Genomic DNA, 18537 nt, shown 5'->3' with positions numbered 1-18537 from the left:
GGTCTTTATTGCACCAGAGAACAAAACAAAGCTCTCTGCATCGTTAACCCTTGTCGACAAAAACAAAATTAAACTAAGACTCAAAAAAGGCTGGTTTGGCAAAACCATAATTTGGAACCGGATTTAATACAAACTTAGATTATGAAATACTTAAATAAAAAAGCTGCATTAAAACTATGCTCATTTGTTCTTTTGCTCTTGGGTGTATTAGATATAATAAGAGGCTTCACTCATACTTTTAGGGTTAGGTATGCAGCAGAATATTTGGCTAAAATTGAGCCTACTTCTGATAGTTTAGTTTTGATGAGTGCTTTTGGCATTTCAAACTTTCTAACTGGTTTTCTCTACTTCCTCATTGTTTTTAAGGCTAAGAATATCACACCTTATGTACTAACAATAATTCCTATCAGCTATATGATAGGGGGTTTAGGTATGCAGTATTCAAATGTAATCTTAGAGTCTGAATTTAGAGGTCAGCATATGATGAAAGTATATCTAGCTACCTGTCTTTTTACGGCCTTGCTCTATTTCATAGTAACACAAATCGAAAACAAACATAGAGGATCAAAAGCTCAAATAATCAATTAAAAAAAATAATTATGACAAAGACAATCAAAATTTATACAAAGCTTCTATTGCTATTTTCCCTTATTTATTTAATTGGTTGCAGTAAAGATGATGATGTATCTCCTGAAGAAGAACCGGTAACTGAAGAAGTTCGTATTGGTTTCGAGTTGGTAAACATAATTTCCCCCGATTCCATTTTAGTTTGGACTAACGAAGATATTCTCACCCAAGAACAATTTGACTCGATACAACTACCCACAACGTGGAGAAAAAATGAACCTCGAGAGGGAATGCCAAATTTTGCTCGATTTCTTCGCTCCCCAAATGCGAGCCAGGATGGTGATTTTACTACGGCAGAACACTTTGGTTACAACTGGCTTTTTAATGCCCAAATTGTTGAAATGGATGTGTCTTTACCTGGGAATGATCAAGGTTTACTTGCTGGTAGATATATAGCCAAATTCCACGAAGTTACGTTTGATGCGGGCAGAACTCTATCTGTCTTAATTTCTCCTGATGGGGAGGAATACATTCTTATTTCTCGTGATGCAAATAGAACTACAGATATTCCTATCATACCTGATGATTGGCAAATTGAAGAAAGACTCATTACTGAAGAACTGACTTTAGAATTACCCAACCCGACACTAAACATACGTGCCGAAAACAATCAAGATTCTTGGCAAGGACCTATTGAATAATTGAAGATAACATCTGTTGAACCAAAATATCAGAAGTCACTATGCTTAAGAATCTAGAAGGATCAATTTTAGCTTTTATCATACTTATTTCTATGCCTAAAATGCTATCTGCTCAAGAATTTAGTACTAACAAATTTAAGGTTATAGAGAGTGGTACTTCATCTAAGTCAACTATCATAGCCTTAGTAGACCAAGAGAAATTGAAAAATCCCTCTTTATTATTTAATAAAGAGCTATTAACGACTCACAACACCTCTGCATATCTATTTATCAATACGATAACATTGGAAACGTTTTACGCTGAATTGAACCGTCTTACAAGGTCTAGTTCTTCTAGCTTTAATAAAGATGCACTTCAATTGATAATCATAGGAACTCAGAATGAATTGGAAAGGTATCAATCGCTAGACTTGAATTATTTTAGTTCTCAATACTTTATTTCAACAAATAAGAGTAAGGCAAACCAGTCTTTTATTACGGTACAAGATAAAGATTGGGATTGTGAATCATATCTTGAAAGTGTAAAAGGAAAATATCTATGGGGTATTGAAAACAATAGGAAAAGTCCGAAAGATAGCCTAATAAATCATGAAGAAGGCAGGTTAACTATTGGTTACAGACCTGTGATGAATTTTGGACTAAACAATAACAACTTAGGTAATTACTTTTCAAATGGATTGAGCCTAGATTATCAAATAAGCAAAAAGATTCAACTCTACGCAGCAGGAAGTTTTGCCATTAAGCGTCCAGAAATAGAAGACGAAATTAATAATCAAGTTCGAAGTCAAATCGATATCTTTGGTTTAATAACTGGTAGTGAACAAGAGGTAACACTAAGCATACCTATTAAGAGTCAACAATATAGATCGGCAAGTCTTGGTTTAAGATACCTGTTAACACCCGAGAAAGATTGGTCATTGTATATATCCACTGAACTAAGTTCCAATCTTTCAACAAAGATCTCAGGTCAGCTAGATACGACTTTCACTGTGTCTAGTTCAATTCAAAATAGCTTTAGTGCAGGCAATATAAATGAGGAGGCTATAGGATTAGTAGAAAGAGAAGTGGTAAACATTAATTCAGGAATCGGCGCTGGTTTCCAATACAAGATAGGAGGTCGTGGGAGGTTTGACCTTTCACTTACCTACTCCACTAGTTTAAGAAGTGTTCGATCGTCAGACACTTTTAATAATAATACTTTGAATATAGCCATGGGCTTAAATTTCCGATTCAAAAACAAGAAGGAATACGAGAAAATTCATTTTTACTGAAAAACTGAAATGAAGAAAATAGGCTTCAAAAGGTTTTCAGCAATAATTAACAAATTAATTAATAAGTAAGATGAAAGTAAAATATTTAATATTTCTATTGACTCTAAGCCTTTATGGAAACACCATATTTGCTCAAATGTCCCCTCCAGATTTCGATGCTGCAGAAGCAGCTGGACTAATAAAGTATGATTCAGAAAGTGTAATCAAAAAATTGAAAATTCAAGAAGATTCCATCATAATATTGGTTTCCAAACATATCCAAACCTACAATCAGGAAATGGATAACCTCATATTCATTTACGGCAATACTTTAAAGGAGTTAGAAAATGAGTTTGATCGAAATGTGAAAATTGCTTTTCAAAATAGAGATCGAAGCCAAATGGATGGAGTAAAAGCCAAGATTAAACAAACCATTCCTCCTATCAGATATGAAGTGAACGAATTTGAGAAAACCTTGAATGAAAGTCTTGCTCAAATTTTAACAGAAAAGGAAAACAATAAGTGGCTAAAATATCAAAAAAGTAAAAAACCAAGTATTGGGAATTTTTAAAATGACATATCGAATGAACTTAATCAAATCATTGTTTGCAGGGCTACTACTGGTTATAACAACTAGTATAGCTACTGCACAAGATTTCACACTAAGTGGCAACCTCCAGGATGCTGAGACTGGCGAAGATTTATTATATGCCACAGTTTCTGTAGAGGGCACTTCACAAGGTACAACGACTAATCTTTACGGATTCTATTCCTTGACTTTACCTAAGGGCACTTATCAAATTAATTATTCATACTTAGGTTATGAAACTAAAACAGTTACTATAAATTTAACTGGAAACATCAATAAAGATGTTGAATTAAGTCCATCTTCAAACCAATTGGAGGAAGTAGTAGTAACAGCTAAAAATGAAAATGAAAATGTAACGAATACTGAAGTTAGTGTGCTGAGTTTAGATATAAAGGAAATCAAGAAGATACCTGTAATTTTTGGGGAGCAAGATGTTGTAAAAACACTTCAATTACTACCCGGGGTAAGTGCTAACTCAGAAGGAGGTAGCGGTTTCTTTGTACGGGGAGGCAACGCTGATCAAAATCTCATTTTACTGGATGAAGCACCAGTGTACAACGCCTCTCATCTGCTTGGCTTCTTTTCTGTTTTTAATTCTGATGCTCTTAAAGATGTTAAATTATATAAAGGTGGAATACCCGCTCAATATGGAGGAAGAGCTTCATCGGTAATGGATGTGAGAATGAGAAATGGAAATATGAAAGAATGGGATATATCTGGCGGTTTAGGCCTCATCTCTTCTAGGTTAACAGTAGAGGGACCCATTGTAAAAGATAAGGGATCAATTATGGTATCTGGAAGACGAACTTATGCAGATATAGTTGCCAAACTTTTTTTGGAGGATTCTGACGACTTGAGCTTGTATTTTTATGACTTAAACTTAAAGGCCAATTACAAGTTAGGTGAGAAAGATCGAATTTATATTTCTGGTTATCTAGGGAGAGATGTATTAGGTACGGAGACATTCGGGTTTGATTGGGGAAATAGGACTTTCACCGGGCGTTGGAACCATATTTTCAGCAACAAACTTTTTTCTAACACCTCTTTTATCTACTCTGAATACGACTATGGGTTTGACATAGAAAATGGAGGTTCGGATATAACCTTAAATGCTGGAGTTTATGACTACAACCTCAAGCAAGATTACAATTATTATTTAAACAACAATAATGAAATCACTTTTGGTTGGCAAGGCATCTACCATCAATTTCAGCCTTATACGTTTGCATTTGATGGGGAGATACGCAGCACTGCTGAGGAAAGAAATGCTCTAGAAGGTGGAGTTTATTTAGCAAACCAACAGAAGGTATCTGAGAAATTAGAACTAAACTACGGTGTTCGGTTAACTTCTTTTAGTAACATAGGAGCCTACACCGAAAAGATGTTTGATACAAAAGGTAATGTTGAATCCGAGACAGATTACAGTAAGGGAGATTTTTATAATAATTATTTCAATCTGGAGCCCCGTTTTGCAGCGACTTATCTATTAGATTCGAAAAGCTCCATTAAGCTGAGTTACAATCGCAATGCACAGTACCTGCATTTACTTTCCAACTCTACCGCAGGCTCTCCAACTGACCTTTGGATACCAAGTAGTCCTTTGGTAGAACCTACTCTTGCCGATCAAGTAGCAATCGGATACTTTAAAAATTTCAGTAATAATAGTTACAAGTTTAGTATTGAAGCCTACTATAAAAACCTTCAGAATGCTGTTGATTACAAGGATGGTGCTGAAATTTTTGGTAATGAAAATATAGAATCAGAGCTGGTTTTTGGAAAAGGAAGAGCCTATGGAACAGAGTTTTTGCTTGAAAAAACAAAAGGTAAATTAACAGGCTGGGTAAGTTATACGCTAAGCAAATCCGAAAGGCAATTGGATGAAATTAATAATGGAGCTTGGTTTTCTGCTAGGCAAGATAGGACTCACGACATTTCAATAGTTGGTATTTATGAAGTGACTCCACGGTTGTCTCTTTCGGCAAGTTGGGTTTATAATACGGGAGATGCCGTTACATTTCCAGTAGGTAAATATTTCATTGATGATAACTTGGTCAATCTTTATTCAGAAAGAAATGGAGATCGTATGCCTGATTATCACCGATTAGATTTAGGTGCGACCTTGAAATTAAACACTAAGAAGGAATCCAATTCTAGTGAATTAAACCTATCAATCTATAATGCTTATCATCGCTTAAATGCCTACTCCATAACCTTTGATGAAAATCAAGCTGGTACAACAGAAGCCACCAGATTAGCTCTTTTTGGTCTTGTACCTTCTTTAACCTGGAATTTCAAATTTTAATAAAAATACTATGCTAAAAATTAAAAATATCGGACTGTTCGTTCTTGGTTTATTATTTTTTTCTTCTTGTGAAGATGTAATTGAGTTGGAACTTGAATCAGTCGAAAGTCAAATAGTTATTGAGGCAACTATAGATGCTGGCAATCAAATTGCAACCGTCAATATTTCTAAAACCAATGACTTCTATGACAATAATAGTCCGGAGCAAGTTTCGGATGCAGTGATAATACTACAAAGTGAATCGGGAGATACATACACCTTTTCAGAAACTACACCTGGCACCTATACAGCAATTAATATACTAGCAAATCAGGGAGAAATTTTCGACTTAATGGTGGAAGTAGATGGCAATTTTTATGAAGCGACATCTCAAACCCCAGTAGCAGTTAATTTGGATACAATCAATCAAGCTAATTTTCCAGGCGGTCCATTTAGTGATGAAGGAGATATTCTACTTTCCGCTGTGTGGAATGATCCTGATAACCAAGAAAATTTTTACCGCCTACGAGTTTACGTAGATAATGTATTTCAATCTGACAACTATACCCTGTTAAATGATGTCCTGGCTGGTGATGGGGAAGAAATTACAGCATCGATAGCACAAGGCTTTAATGAAAACACCACAGTAAAAGTTGAGCTACTCAGCACAGATGAGGCATATTATGACTACTTCTTTCAACTATCTTCTCTTAATGGTGGTGGAGCAGGTTCTACAACACCATATAATCCAAAAGGAAATTTCAGTAATGGTGCCCTTGGATATTTTGGAATCTATTATTCATCTTCTATGGAAATCCAACTTTAGTGATTATGAAATTTCGAACTAGAACATACAATAATTTTAGAACGATAGGAATATTGGTAATCCTAGTCGGGAGTTTTTCATTGTCTAGTGCTCAAGTAGTATTCCATTCAATAGACCAACTTTTTGCTTACGCAGATGACAATGCAATCATTTTAAAAAGTGCTACCGCAAACGAAAAATTGTTTTTGTCAAAGGTGAAGGAGAAGAAATCAGATTTATTACCTGACATAAGTGCTTCAATGGGATACAATGATAATATTACACTTCAGCCAAATTTAATACCAGCTCAAATTTTTAACCCATCAGCCCCGGAAGGTGAGTTTTCAGAAGTCGTATTTGGTACTAAATATCAATATAATGGAAGCTTACAAGCTAAATGGGATGTACTGAATTTTCAGAGAATATTTGCCGTTGAAGTTTCTAAAATAGAGCTTTCTAAAGCCGAGGCCACCACAGTGATTAATCGCTTTAACCTATATAATCAATTGGCTTCTACTTATTATTCTATACTGCTGACTCAAGAAAGCATAAAGGTCTATGAAGAAAATGTAGCCGTTTCAGATACTATTCTTATTAATGCTTTGAATCAATTCCAAAAAGGAACAATTAGTGAATCAGCATACAATCAGGCTTTAATTAATAGTAGGCAAACAACAAGTCAATTGAAAATGAGTCAAAATAGTTTGCAGCAATATTATGTCCAATTTCAAAGCCAGTTACATACGCAAGACACTATCCTAATAGACGATAACTTTGAGCAGTTTGATTTGATAAACTCCACAAGTTTACAAGCTCATCCACAATTGCTCTTGCAAAAAGCCAACTTATCAAGTGCCGAAGCACAATTGAAACAAACAAAAGCTCTTAGGTATCCAACCTTAAGTTTAATATATCAAAACAGCAGAACTTGGGCTACTGATGATTTCCTTGGCTTTTCTGATGCTAACGAACTACCACAACAAATTTTCGGTGCGACTTTAAGTATGAATCTTTTTGACTTTTCGGCTGAGAGAAAAATAGAGCAATCTAAAATCAACATACAGCTTCAAAAACTTGAATTAGAAAGTTCCAAGATAGAGCTTCAAAAAGAAGATGAGTTATTACAATTACAATTTAAACAAGGACTAACTCAGCTTAGTGATAATGAGCAAATTTTGGTGCTACAGAAAAAGAATGACCAACATTCCGAAAATTTATATCAAAGCGGATTAATAAGTTTAGATAACCGCCTTGATAAGTACAAAGAACTACTCAATGCACAAAATAATTATTTAAGTAGCCTAGCTTCTTTGACTCTTTCAAAATATAAAATACACATTCGTCAAGTTGACTTTAATTCAAAGTAAAATGAAGATACATTATACATACATACTGGCTTTTCTTTTACTCACCAGTTGTGAGGAAAAAGAATCAACTTCTCCAATTAAGAAAAATGTTCAAGAAGTAGTTTTTGCAAGCGGAACAATGGAAATGGAAGACGAGTATATGGTCTCTGCTCTTACAGACGGTCTTATTACATCTTTGAAAATTAAAGAGGGTGATCTTATAAAACAGAATCAAGTCATTGCTATATTAGATAACGAAGTTCAAAGCAATCAAGCCAAAGATGCACAAATCATTCTTAATGATTCTCGCCTAAATGCTTCTCCACAGTCTTCTCAACTTCAAAATTTGCAAACACAAATTGATCAAGCGAGAGAGCAATTGGCGTTTGACAAAAACAACTATCTCGTTTACAAAGAATTGTGGGACAAAAAATCCGTTTCTAAGTTGGATTTCGAAAAAATGAAATTACAGTACGAGGCTTCTCAAAACAACTTGTCAGGGCTTGAAGAGAATTATAATGACTTACAAAAGTCTTTAAACCTTGCGGTACAAAGAAATCAAGTACAACTCAATACACAAAAGGCACTTTTGAATGACTATATATTGAAGGCTACCTCTATTGGGCAAGTAATGAATGTTTACAAGAAGTCTGGTGAACTGGTGAGGAAAGGTGAGGCTATAGCGAAAATTGGACAAGGTGATTTTATTATAAAACTCTTTGTGTCTGAAGAAGATATTACTAAAATTCAATTAACCCAAACCGTCATTGTGAGTATAAATACCTACCTCGATAGGACTTTTGAAGGAAAAGTGTCAAAAATTCACCCAAGCTTTAATGAAGCTGAACAGTCTTATGTAATCGAAGCCAAGTTTGATGAACTGCCAGAGAAATTATTTTCAGGTACTCAATTACAAGCCAATATTCAAACAGGTAAAAAAAATGATGTTTTATTGATACCTACTGCTTACTTGAAAAACAATAAAGTGCATCTTGAGAATGGTGATGTTGTAGATGTTGAGGTTGGATTTAGTGATAGTAAATGGACAGAAATAAAGTCTGGTATTTCTGAAAATGATATAATTATAAAGCAATGACCACAAATCAAAAAATAGTCAAAGTTTTTCTAACCGCTCGTGTTAAACAGCTGGTAGCGGCTGTACTTAGTGTAATGTTTGGTATCTCTATGTATGTGTTTATGAACAGTTTTATGGATGGTGTTAACACCTTTCAAACTGACATAACATTTTCAGCTATGTCACATATTAAAATCTACAATGAACTCAAAGGTGATCCAAGAGAAATTATTACAAGTAATAAAGCGGATGAGTTAGTATTAGTTAGCAATGCCAAAAATATTAGGTACACGGAAGGAATTAAGAATATTGACGAAATTAAAGAGGGCCTGAAAGATATAAGTCAGATTACTGGTATTGCGGCTCAACTCAATCAAAATGTATTCATAAGGAATGGTGTTTCAAAGATAAGTGCTAATCTATCAGGTATAGAGACTCAAGAAGAAAATAAAGTTTTTGGGACTGCAGAAAATATAGTTCAAGGCAACTTGTATGAGTTGGATAAACGCAATGATGGTGTTGTTCTTGGCACCGGATTAGCTGAAATCATTGGTGTAAATCTGAATGATAATATAACGATACAAACTTCGGATGGAGTTTCAAAAGTTTTTAAAGTAGTAGGAACAATAGAAACAGGAGCTGCTAGTTTAGACAGGTCACGTGCTTTGGTCAATATTGATGTTGCTCGTCAGCTTTTAAACAAAAACAAAAGTTACGCAACAGAACTGATGATTGATGTAGATGAATATAAAAATGCAATTGGCATAGCCAAAAATATACAGCCTCTCACTAAATACAAAGTAGAACCCTGGCAGGAGGGCAATGCCCAAATGGACTCGGGAGAACTGCTTCGGAATATTATTGCAATAGCCACTTCATTAACAATTCTCATTGTTGCTGGGTTTGGTATTTATAATATTATGACGATGACCGTAAACGAGAAAATCAAGGAAATTGCCATCTTAAATGCAATGGGCTTTAACAGTAAAGATATAATAGAGATTTTTCTTTTACAGTCGATTTTTATTGGTTTCTTGGGAGGTGTAGCTGGTCTAGTTTTTGGAAATATTATTTCAAGAATTATTGATAATACTCCCTTCCAACTGGGGCTTTTGGATTCGCTCCCAATGAATTATAATCCTAAAGATTATGCTTTGGCATTTTTATTCGGACTTATCATAACTTTTATTGCAGGCTACTTACCAGCTTTAAGAGCCTCAAAATTAGATCCTGTAGATACATTAAGAGGTTAAATACAAAATTATGAAAGCATTACAGGTTCAAAACACAAATAAATATTTTTATACCCCAACAGAATTTCACGTTTTGAAGGATATTTCTTTTGAAGTCAATAAGGGTGAGTTTGTTGCCATTATGGGCAAATCAGGTTCTGGTAAATCGACTTTATTGTATCTGCTTTCTACTATGGATACCAGCTACAATGGTAATATAGTTATAAACGGAACACAAATTACGGGTCAAAGCAAAAAGGATTTAGCCCGTTTTCGAAATGAGCATATAGGCTTTGTTTTTCAGTTTCATTATCTTTTGACAGATTTTACGGTATTGGATAATATTATGTTACCAGCACTTAAATTGAACAAAAAAAGTAAAAAAGAAATTGAAAATGAGGCTATGGAGTTAATAGAGTTAATGGACATAAAAGGACAAGAACATAAGAAAGCTTCAAAGATTTCTGGTGGTCAACAGCAACGTGTTGCCATAGCAAGAGCATTAATAAACTCTCCAGCTATAATAATGGGAGATGAACCTACGGGAAATTTGGATAGTAAAAATGCCCAAAATATTTTTGAGCTTTTTAGAAGGTTTTCAAAAGAGCGAGGCCAAACGGTTATAGCCGTTACCCACGATGATGATTTTGCTTCTAATTGCGATAGAATTATTGAATTAGCAGATGGTAGGATATTATGAAACTTAGAATTTATACAATACTGCCCGTAGTACTAGCCATTGCTCTTCCGGGAATAGGTTTTTTCTTGGCTGAAAATAATGCAATAGCTAATACACCTCTTGCTATTAGATGGTCATATACATCAATTATCCTTTTTCTATTATGGCAATTATTGAATACATCTTGGCGATTTAATCCTGTGATAAAACAAGTTGGATTTTTATCTACAGTCATCCCATTATTTTTCTTAATCGTGTCATTAATAACAATCGCTATAGGTTTCAAAGATGACCTTGGTTTCGAATCAAGGGAATTGTTTAGAATGGTATTTTTAGTTATAATATTCTTAATCATACAATATGCACGTGAATCACAACAAAGAATAAAAGTATTAGAACTTGAAAAAGAACAGTTAGCTAAAGAGGGCTACAAATCAAAATTACAAAGTCTTCGCAATCAAATGGATCCTCACTTTCTGTTTAATAGTTTGAATACACTGCGTTCTATGATTAGACAAAATAATGTGAGTTCAGAAGATTTTGTCTTAAGCTTAGGCGATTATTATAGAAGTACTTTAAACCTCAATGAGAAGAACACTCAAGCATTGTCAGAAGAGTTGTCATTTTTAGAGTCTTACTTACGCCTTATGAAATATAGAAATGAAAAAGCCGTAATTTTTTATATGGATGAAATTGATAGCAAATACAATCTTTATCAACTCCCTACTTTAGCTCTCCAAAACGTTGTAGAAAATATCTTTAAACATAATGCATTGTCTGCAAAAAAACCAATACAAATTACAATTAAAACCACTACTGAAGGGTTTTTGGAAATAAGAAATAACATACAAGAAAAGTTGATGAAACCAAATAATTCAGGGAAAGGATTACAATTGCTAAAGGAACGATATAGATTGTTAGGTATTGAAAATGGTGTCATCGTCTCTAAAACTGCCACAAATTTTGCAGTAAATCTAAAACTATTCAGCCCAAGATGAATGTATTAATAGTAGAAGATGAGCCACATACTGCAGCACTTTTAAAAGATATTATTGAAAAGAGTGGGGATTTCCTAGTCGTTGAAATAATTGATAGTATTGTAGATTCTGTGGACTACTTACTAAAGCACCAGACAAAGCTGGATTTATTATTTTTTGATATACAATTAGTAGATGGAGAAAGTTTTGAAATATTCAATCACATAGATATTACAATCCCCATTATTTTCTGTACAGCTTATGATGACTTTGCATTAGAAGCCATAAAAAATAACGGAATAAATTATATTCTTAAACCTTTTAAAGATGATGAAATTAGAAGGGCTTTGTTAAAATACCAATCATTAGTTTCTCATTTAAAACCAAATCCAGCAATTAAGTTTGTTAAAGAGCAGAACGAATACCAGCAGTTCTTTCTAAGCCAATTTCAAGAAAAAACCATTATTATAAAACTTTCAGATGTAGCTTACTTCTATATTGAAAATGAAATCACTTATTTACATACATACGATAATAAAAAGCACCCTATTTATAAAAATATGGAGCATATCGAATCTGTTACCAATCCGAAGCATTTTTTTAGAATAAACCGCCAAATGCTAATCAGTAGAAATGCTATACAATCTTATGAACCTTACGTTAATCGTAAAATAGTACTTAATCTTTCGGTGAAAACTGAAGAACAGCCCATTGTAAGTAGGTTAAAAGTTTCGGACTTTAAGAAGTGGTTGGAGAAATAAAAATGTTTTGAGCAATCTATCTATAAATATTATCCCATTCAATCACCCAAATCAGGAAATGGAATTTGGCTTTATCAAAGAGAACAAGCCAGGTTACTATCCTTTACCAAAGTGGGCATATCCGAGATATTTATGGGAGAACTATGAAGATGAATTGCAAGACATTGAAAGGCTCTATTGTAGTTTTTCAGACCAAGAAGAATCAGACTATAAAGTAACTATCAATTTAAAAGATAACTGGAAGTTTGCTGACCACTATTACACCAAGTCCATATATAAGTATTTATTAGAAAAGGCGGATGCAGTTCGCTTTGGTTTTGTGAATGATGTAGAAGTTTGGCTATTAGATGAAGAAGCTAAAAACCCTAAGTATCATACATACAAGAGATACTCTTTAAGAGTTCAGTATGCTAAAGTTTCAGCAGGAATGGAATTAGCCATTTCTTTTGATGGTACTTCATTGGTTCATTAAAAGAGTTTAGCCGTGTTGCAAGATATAGATCCAGAGAAAATATCAAAGGTTATTTATAATGGGGAAGTCTATAGCTATCAGCGAGAAGAGAACCAACACATAAAACTCTATCTTGAAGAAATATATCCAGTACTTAGCAATCGACTGTTAGAATCATTAGAAATAGATAGACCATTCAAAAGAATACCTAATAAGTATATCCCCTATTGGAATGAGATTACTTCTTTCTACAGCACTTTTTTAGATACAGAAGAATTTAAAGCGATAATTCCATTAAATTCAAAGGGGTTTAAGCAACTGAGAGAAGATAAAATACTACAAACTAAAAGCAATTCTAATGAGCTGCGTTTTGGCAAGGACACAGGTATTGAACCAAAAAAAGACTTCCTTATATTAGGTCCTTATCGTCCTTCTAATCAACCCAATGTTCGTTTAATATTTGTTTATCAAAAATCAGACAAGAAAAAGTATGTAGCTAAGTTATTCTCAGTATTACGAGATGGATTAACTCACCCTCAATATGGTGAGCAGTTTCCACCAATGCTTAGAGCCATTAAGCAAAACTTCATTTTAGAAGAAAGTGCAGGTATCGAATTTGAAAGCCCAGAGACAGCGATTGATGAAATAAAGCAACAACTATCAGTATTTGATAAGAAAGAAAGTACACAGTATGTAGCTCTTTATGTAAGTCCGATACGAAAGGACGAGAAAGACCACGAAAGGTTGATGCTTTACTACCAAGTAAAAGAATTGCTTTTAAGGCGAGATATTACCTCACAAGTGATTTACAGAGAGAGTTTATTTAAAAGTGCTTTCAGATTTTATTTGCCTAATATCGCTATCGCTCTATTGGCAAAAATCAATGGTATTCCTTGGCGGTTAGATACAGATGTTACTACAGATTTAGTAGTAGGTGTTGGTGCATTCTATTCCTTAACTCAAAATACCAAGTATATAGGCAGCACATTTTGTTTCAATAATGATGGAACGTTTCAAGGTTTCAATTGCCATAAGGCAAATGAAACAGATATGTTGGCTGGAGAAATTAGTAGTGCCATTATGAAATTCTATGTTGATAATCATAAGAAGGCTAAAAGACTAATCATTCACTTCTACAAGAAGATGAGTCGAAAAGAGCTTCAACCGATTTATGAAGTGCTACATAACTTTAAGTGGGAAATTCCAGTCATTGTAATTACTATCAATAAGACCATTTCAAATGACTATGTAGCATTTGATTTAGATAGTCCCAATCTGATGCCTAAAAGTGGTACGATTTTACCAATAGGCACGAATCAATATTTACTGTTCAATAATACCCGATATAGCGATAGTCAATCTGTAAATGATAACCTCTTTCCAATTAAACTTTCATTCTCAGCTTCTGATGAAGATTTGTTAGGTGATTTATTAATGGTCAAAGACTTAATAGATCAAGTATATCAATTCAGCCGTATGTATTGGAAATCGGTAAGACAACAGAACTTACCTGTTACAATAAAATATCCTGAAATGGCTGCAGAGATATATGCTTTCTTTCAAGAAGGCGTACCACCATTTGGAACAAAGAATCTTTGGTTTTTATAGTTCCCACCCAGCCACCGCACAATCACGGCTTATGTAGTGAGCCAACCCACAAAGCCAACGCAATTCACTACATACTATGGTGCAGCCGCCATTTTTAACTGTCATACTTTTTGTGTTGGGGTATGCCACCGCTCACAGCACATTGCCTTTTATACTTGAAGCAAATAGATAAATAATAGGTAAGCATTAAAAAGCAAAGAGCTGTCCCAACCCAATACCCCAAAACAAAAAGACCGCTACATTCCAACCACCACCACCATTTCGCTTATGCCAGTATAAAAATGTCGTAAGCATACATTAACATAATGTGGCATTATAGGCCACCGCCAAACCCTGCCCATAATAGTCGCTATGATGTCATACAAGTACAGCCACATAGCTTTACCCTATTATGGGCAATCCTTCGGACAAAGCCAACCCACAGGTGTCCTATAATAACATTATGTTAAGTAGCCTGCACCATAGCTGTCCTTATCAGTCCAGAGCCGTGATTTCAGCCAACGCTACCCACCCCAAGACCAACAATTCCCCACCACCCTTTTCAGCGGTCAGAAAAAAAATAAACTATAAGTAGTTGTCGGCTTTTAGTAGGTGCTATTCCGTTACTCTTCATACCACCCACTACAGCCTATAGAAGCAAGCAAGAGTAGTTCCTACATTCCATTACACGAAAGCAACCCTTATTTCCATTACGCAATCCGTATGCTTAACCCAAGCAAATAAACTTTGCAGTTATGTAAAGTTTGCAAAGTTTGCAATCCTTCAAAGCATACAGGAATGCTCCATTCCAAGTCATCGCTTCTTCGCTCCATTCCACTACGTCACTACACTTGCTACCCCCAAGCCCCCGCTACAAACAGCGGTATAGTTTATTTTTTTCTGGAGTTAAAGCCCCAAGAAATTGAAGAAGTTTTAGTCTTAAAAGAGATAGTAGTAATGGAAATATTTTAACAAAAAGGAACAAAAAGGGCAGCAAATATAGGATGGCTCCCACAAAGCCAGCCCACATTAAAAAGCCAAAAGACTACGGCATAATGAAAGGCAAATGTTGCTTTAGTTTTTTCATAGGCATTTGCCTTTCAGCCTTCGGCACTTATTCCGTTTCCTTTTGTCTTTTTAGCCCCGCCACCCTGTGAATCGGCTTTCTTTTTTTTCCGTTTTTTTCTTTGTCAAAAAATTTTTGTGGTGAAGCGAAGCGGAGCAAATCAAAAGTCCGTTTTATGAAACAGAAATTCACTATCAAAACAAACAGTCCTTCAGCAAATCTGAACAAACCACACTTTTACGTCCTATCCAAAGGCTTAAACAGCGGAAAGCCACTTGATGCACCTTGTCCAAATTGCTTTATCATTACGTGTAAATCTGAGAAGCTAAAAGACCAGCTCTATTGGTTGTGCTATGGTATGTGGCAGTCAAAAGCCTTTCATATTTATTTAAGGGGTTCGGTCATTTCGTTTATCTCTATTGTTGAATTTAGAAAAGCAATCAAAGAAGCATTTTCAAAGGTGGAAGATGATAAAGCTAAATTTGATAAGTCAGTCGATTCATTACAGCTATTGGAGCAGAAACAAAAGCAGTTTTATACCTCAATACAGCTCATTGAAGAAGCCAAAAGAATTGTAATGTATCGCTACATTAAAAGGCGTTAGAGTGGTGCCTTAGCCCACCTTAACCGCTATTTAATTGCACCTTAAAGGCACTATCTTAGAAAATGGATGCAAACCTTTCAAACAATAGAAAAGCCCAACTGAATAAACAGAAGGGCTTTTACAATCCAATTCTTCTAAATAACGGCTTCTTAGAATAGTTCGGAAATCTTCATTGCATTACCTTGAGCAAATACATAGTAGTTAGAATTTACCTCTTGGAAAAACTCTATACCGATAACATTCACGACCATAACGTCAGTAGTCATAGTTGGTGGTCCTGCAAGAGTAGAAGTCAATGACACAGCTGTAGTAACTTGGTCAACAGGTAAATAAGCAGAATACTCAATTGCTTTCATTTCATTCAATGCAGCTTCTTTTGGCTCATACACCTTTGTATCGGCATTAAACTCAAAATCAGATATTACGCTAATACCGTTGATGATTCTGAAATGCGTAGCACCTGCAGGAATGTTCAAGAAGTTCAACGGATTGAAAGCCGGAACGTCTAATGTTGATTCGTCTCGGTTAGTACCTGGAGTAATCGTATGCGGAGCAGAAAATGTTCCGTCAAATGATGTAAACCGATTAAACTCAAATCCTTTCAGATATTGTGGTACTTGCGAAATCAACACCGCTCTTTTACCTCTCGCTTCTGAACCGTCCTCTAAATTGATTTTCTTCATTATGGCTGTCAATCTTCCAGTCACCTGACTGTCTGCCATAGTTTTCATTAGACTTGCTAAACCAATACGGAGCGATTTCCCAGCCAATGCACAACCGCCAAACTCGTTCATATTTTCACGTGTTCTTTGGAATGCAGGATCTGTTGCAATTTGTTCAGCAGTTGGACCACCAGTCAACCCAGCGAAATATCCTTAATTACCCTTGATTTTAAAATGTCTGATGTCGCCAAGAGTTCCGACATACTTTAATGGACCTTTCTGTCTTGCCACAATTTATATTTTTTTAGTGTTTGACAAATAATTATTACTATTGCAAATATCTATATAACTCATTGATAATCAGTTGGTAAAATAAAGTAAGCAAGTGCAAACAAGTGCTAATAAACAAACAGTGGTTAGACCACACTTTGAAATCGTCAAAATCCTTGATGGAGATGGTATGATTGTGAAAAATATTTTCACTAATCAAGAAGAAGAAATTAGACTACTTGGAATTGATGCACCAGAGATTAAGAAGAGTACTAAGTCAAATAAAGACGAAAGAGAGCTTCACTTGCCTGTTCAGTTTCTAATTGAGTTAGGATATAAATCAATGAAATTTCTAATCCGAAAGACCAGAAAGGTAAAATCAATCACACTTATTCAAGAAGCAAAAAACCTAACAGATAGATACGGCAGAACTTTGGCTTATGTGTTATTGCCTAACGGCAAAACACTTAACGAAATTCTCATTCGTCAGGGTTATGCAATGCCATACAGCCAAGTTTACTGCCAAGAGTTACCCAAGTATCAAAAGCTAAATTTGAAGGCTAAAATCAAACGAAAAGGTTTATATTCGCTCACACAATCATTCTGATTGTAATCAAGGTTTTTGCACTTGTTTTCCTATGATTATCACTTTTTTGTTGCCTATTTGTTGCCCAAAACTCATAACTCGTTGATTATCAAGAAAAGTTACTTTTTGTTTTGGGAAATAACAAAAACTCCCTATGACAGGATATGGAGGGGTGTTTTGTTTTTTTTACCTGATTTTTATCATACATTGACTTGACCTTTGCAACGGCTTTTCTCAGGAAAGTTGATGAATTTGGGAGATGAAAGCAATGTATGGCACTACTAAATAAACTGAACACCCCTTTCTTTCAGGAAGTAGGAGAAATAGCCCGATTTACGGGGCGTTTTTTCCGGGAAGTCAGCAAGCCCCGGCAGGAGTGGGAGGAGTTTGTGAACCAAAGCTATTTTATTGGTTACAAGACCTTTACCCTCGTGGGTATCACCGCCTTCATCATGGGGCTGGTTTTGACCATTCAGTCACGCCCTACCTTGGTTGAGTTTGGGGCGGCGTCTATGCTTCCATCCATGGTGTCTGTTTCGCTGGTCCGGGAGATTGCACCGGTGATCACGGCCTTGATTTGTGCGGGTAAAATAGGCTCTGGAATTGGTGCGGAACTGGGATCGATGCGTGTGACCGAACAGATCGATGCGATGGAGGTCTCGGGAACCAATCCCTTCAAATACCTGGTCGTTACCCGCGTGTTGGCCTCCACCGTCATGGTACCCATTCTTTCCAGTCTGGCCATTGCGATTTCCTTGTACGGAGGTTATCTGGGAGCGAATTTGAAAGGAGATGTCAGTTGGCCCTTGTATTGGTACCAAGCCTACAAAGTATTGATTTTTGGGGATTTTGTACCGGCTATGGTTAAGACGGTATTCTTTGGCTTTGCCATTGGCATCGTGGGCTGCTACAAAGGCTATCATTCCCAAAAGGGAACCGAAGGTGTAGGAAGGTCTGCCACCACGGCAGTGATTGTGGCTTCGCTGTTGGTGTTTATTTTGGACTTGATCGCGGTGCAAGTTGCCGATGTCCTGGGACTTACCTGATT

The 18537-nt window shown here is 35.5% G+C and carries 18 protein-coding genes; 17 read left to right on the top strand and 1 reads right to left on the bottom strand.

The annotated features are described in order from the left end of the window. Positions 1-141: 141 nt before the first annotated feature. From BMW71_RS18950 to BMW71_RS18880, 15 genes are all read left to right on the top strand, one after another. Positions 142-588, top strand: coding sequence for a hypothetical protein (locus tag BMW71_RS18950; protein ID WP_092177609.1), 447 nt, complete (start codon positions 142-144; stop codon positions 586-588). Positions 589-599: 11 nt separating this feature from the next. Then, a complete protein-coding gene (locus BMW71_RS18945; RefSeq protein ID WP_092177607.1) occupies positions 600-1268 on the top strand; it encodes a hypothetical protein in 669 nt (222 codons plus the stop codon). Positions 1269-1309: 41 nt separating this feature from the next. Continuing rightward, complete coding sequence (locus BMW71_RS18940; protein ID WP_143057691.1) at positions 1310-2539, top strand: porin family protein; 1230 nt, start codon at positions 1310-1312, stop codon at positions 2537-2539. A gap of 70 nt (positions 2540-2609) precedes the next feature. Further along, a complete protein-coding gene (locus BMW71_RS18935; RefSeq protein WP_092177603.1) occupies positions 2610-3089 on the top strand; it encodes a hypothetical protein in 480 nt (159 codons plus the stop codon). Positions 3090-3102: 13 nt separating this feature from the next. Beyond that, on the top strand, positions 3103-5409 hold the full coding sequence (locus tag BMW71_RS18930; protein WP_177179707.1) for a TonB-dependent receptor: 2307 nt from the start codon (positions 3103-3105) through the stop codon (positions 5407-5409). 10 nt (positions 5410-5419) lie between these two features. Continuing rightward, positions 5420-6214 (top strand): DUF4249 domain-containing protein, encoded by a 795-nt coding sequence (locus tag BMW71_RS18925; RefSeq protein WP_092177601.1) that lies wholly within the window; start codon positions 5420-5422, stop codon positions 6212-6214. A 5-nt stretch (positions 6215-6219) separates the two neighbouring features. Next, positions 6220-7560 carry a TolC family protein gene (locus tag BMW71_RS18920; protein WP_092177599.1) on the top strand — a complete coding sequence of 447 codons (1341 nt, stop codon included), beginning with the start codon at positions 6220-6222 and terminating at the stop codon, positions 7558-7560. Between the two features lies 1 nt (position 7561). Continuing rightward, complete coding sequence (locus BMW71_RS18915) at positions 7562-8635, top strand: efflux RND transporter periplasmic adaptor subunit (protein WP_092177597.1); 1074 nt, start codon at positions 7562-7564, stop codon at positions 8633-8635. Next, positions 8632-9867 carry an ABC transporter permease gene (locus tag BMW71_RS18910; protein WP_092177594.1) on the top strand — a complete coding sequence of 412 codons (1236 nt, stop codon included), beginning with the start codon at positions 8632-8634 and terminating at the stop codon, positions 9865-9867. The genes BMW71_RS18915 and BMW71_RS18910 overlap by 4 nt, the downstream gene beginning before the upstream one ends. Before the next feature lie 10 nt (positions 9868-9877). Continuing rightward, positions 9878-10546, top strand: coding sequence for an ABC transporter ATP-binding protein (locus BMW71_RS18905; RefSeq protein WP_092177592.1), 669 nt, complete (start codon positions 9878-9880; stop codon positions 10544-10546). Then, a complete protein-coding gene (locus tag BMW71_RS18900) occupies positions 10543-11523 on the top strand; it encodes a sensor histidine kinase (RefSeq protein ID WP_092177590.1) in 981 nt (326 codons plus the stop codon). The genes BMW71_RS18905 and BMW71_RS18900 overlap by 4 nt, the downstream gene beginning before the upstream one ends. Next, on the top strand, positions 11520-12263 hold the full coding sequence (locus tag BMW71_RS18895; RefSeq protein ID WP_092177589.1) for a LytR/AlgR family response regulator transcription factor: 744 nt from the start codon (positions 11520-11522) through the stop codon (positions 12261-12263). Before BMW71_RS18900 ends, BMW71_RS18895 begins: the two co-directional genes overlap by 4 nt. Positions 12264-12270: 7 nt before the next feature. Next, positions 12271-12735 (top strand): hypothetical protein, encoded by a 465-nt coding sequence (locus BMW71_RS18890; RefSeq protein WP_143057690.1) that lies wholly within the window; start codon positions 12271-12273, stop codon positions 12733-12735. A 12-nt stretch (positions 12736-12747) separates the two neighbouring features. Beyond that, positions 12748-14322 carry a Piwi domain-containing protein gene (locus BMW71_RS18885; protein ID WP_143057689.1) on the top strand — a complete coding sequence of 525 codons (1575 nt, stop codon included), beginning with the start codon at positions 12748-12750 and terminating at the stop codon, positions 14320-14322. 1220 nt (positions 14323-15542) lie between these two features. After that, a complete protein-coding gene (locus tag BMW71_RS18880) occupies positions 15543-15971 on the top strand; it encodes a DUF6943 family protein (RefSeq protein WP_092177584.1) in 429 nt (142 codons plus the stop codon). Positions 15972-16120: 149 nt separating this feature from the next. On the opposite strand, the gene BMW71_RS18875 is transcribed toward BMW71_RS18880, so the two are convergent. Continuing rightward, positions 16121-16831 carry a hypothetical protein gene (locus tag BMW71_RS18875; protein WP_092177582.1) on the bottom strand — a complete coding sequence of 237 codons (711 nt, stop codon included), beginning with the start codon at positions 16829-16831 and terminating at the stop codon, positions 16121-16123. Positions 16832-17018: 187 nt separating this feature from the next. On the opposite strand from BMW71_RS18875, the gene BMW71_RS18870 reads away from it, so the two are divergent. After that, positions 17019-17510: a thermonuclease family protein gene (locus tag BMW71_RS18870; RefSeq protein WP_092177580.1), complete on the top strand. Its 492-nt coding sequence runs from the start codon at positions 17019-17021 to the stop codon at positions 17508-17510. A 251-nt stretch (positions 17511-17761) separates the two neighbouring features. Then, complete coding sequence (locus tag BMW71_RS18865; protein WP_092177578.1) at positions 17762-18535, top strand: MlaE family ABC transporter permease; 774 nt, start codon at positions 17762-17764, stop codon at positions 18533-18535. Positions 18536-18537 lie beyond the last annotated feature (2 nt).

The sequence above is a fragment of the Cyclobacterium xiamenense genome (genome assembly GCF_900109255.1).
Lineage (GTDB): Bacteria > Bacteroidota > Bacteroidia > Cytophagales > Cyclobacteriaceae > Cyclobacterium > Cyclobacterium xiamenense.
The sequence above is the reverse complement of the archived record's forward strand: the minus strand, read 5'-3'. Positions and strand labels throughout refer to the sequence as shown.

Bases quoted from the DNA above. Each gene is read 5' to 3' on its own strand.
- BMW71_RS18900 (WP_092177590.1), top strand. From the start codon at position 10,543: ATGAAACTTAGAATTTATACAATACTGCCCGTAGTACTAGCCATTGCT.
- BMW71_RS18945 (WP_092177607.1), top strand. From the start codon at position 600: ATGACAAAGACAATCAAAATTTATACAAAGCTTCTATTGCTATTTTCC.
- BMW71_RS18935 (WP_092177603.1), top strand. From the start codon at position 2,610: ATGAAAGTAAAATATTTAATATTTCTATTGACTCTAAGCCTTTATGGA.
- BMW71_RS18880 (WP_092177584.1), top strand. From the start codon at position 15,543: ATGAAACAGAAATTCACTATCAAAACAAACAGTCCTTCAGCAAATCTG.
- BMW71_RS18920 (WP_092177599.1), top strand. From the start codon at position 6,220: ATGAAATTTCGAACTAGAACATACAATAATTTTAGAACGATAGGAATA.
- BMW71_RS18895 (WP_092177589.1), top strand. From the start codon at position 11,520: ATGAATGTATTAATAGTAGAAGATGAGCCACATACTGCAGCACTTTTA.
- BMW71_RS18865 (WP_092177578.1), top strand. From the start codon at position 17,762: ATGGCACTACTAAATAAACTGAACACCCCTTTCTTTCAGGAAGTAGGA.
- BMW71_RS18925 (WP_092177601.1), top strand. From the start codon at position 5,420: ATGCTAAAAATTAAAAATATCGGACTGTTCGTTCTTGGTTTATTATTT.
- BMW71_RS18905 (WP_092177592.1), top strand. From the start codon at position 9,878: ATGAAAGCATTACAGGTTCAAAACACAAATAAATATTTTTATACCCCA.
- BMW71_RS18915 (WP_092177597.1), top strand. From the start codon at position 7,562: ATGAAGATACATTATACATACATACTGGCTTTTCTTTTACTCACCAGT.
- BMW71_RS18910 (WP_092177594.1), top strand. From the start codon at position 8,632: ATGACCACAAATCAAAAAATAGTCAAAGTTTTTCTAACCGCTCGTGTT.
- BMW71_RS18950 (WP_092177609.1), top strand. From the start codon at position 142: ATGAAATACTTAAATAAAAAAGCTGCATTAAAACTATGCTCATTTGTT.
- BMW71_RS18930 (WP_177179707.1), top strand. From the start codon at position 3,103: ATGAACTTAATCAAATCATTGTTTGCAGGGCTACTACTGGTTATAACA.
- BMW71_RS18940 (WP_143057691.1), top strand. From the start codon at position 1,310: ATGCTTAAGAATCTAGAAGGATCAATTTTAGCTTTTATCATACTTATT.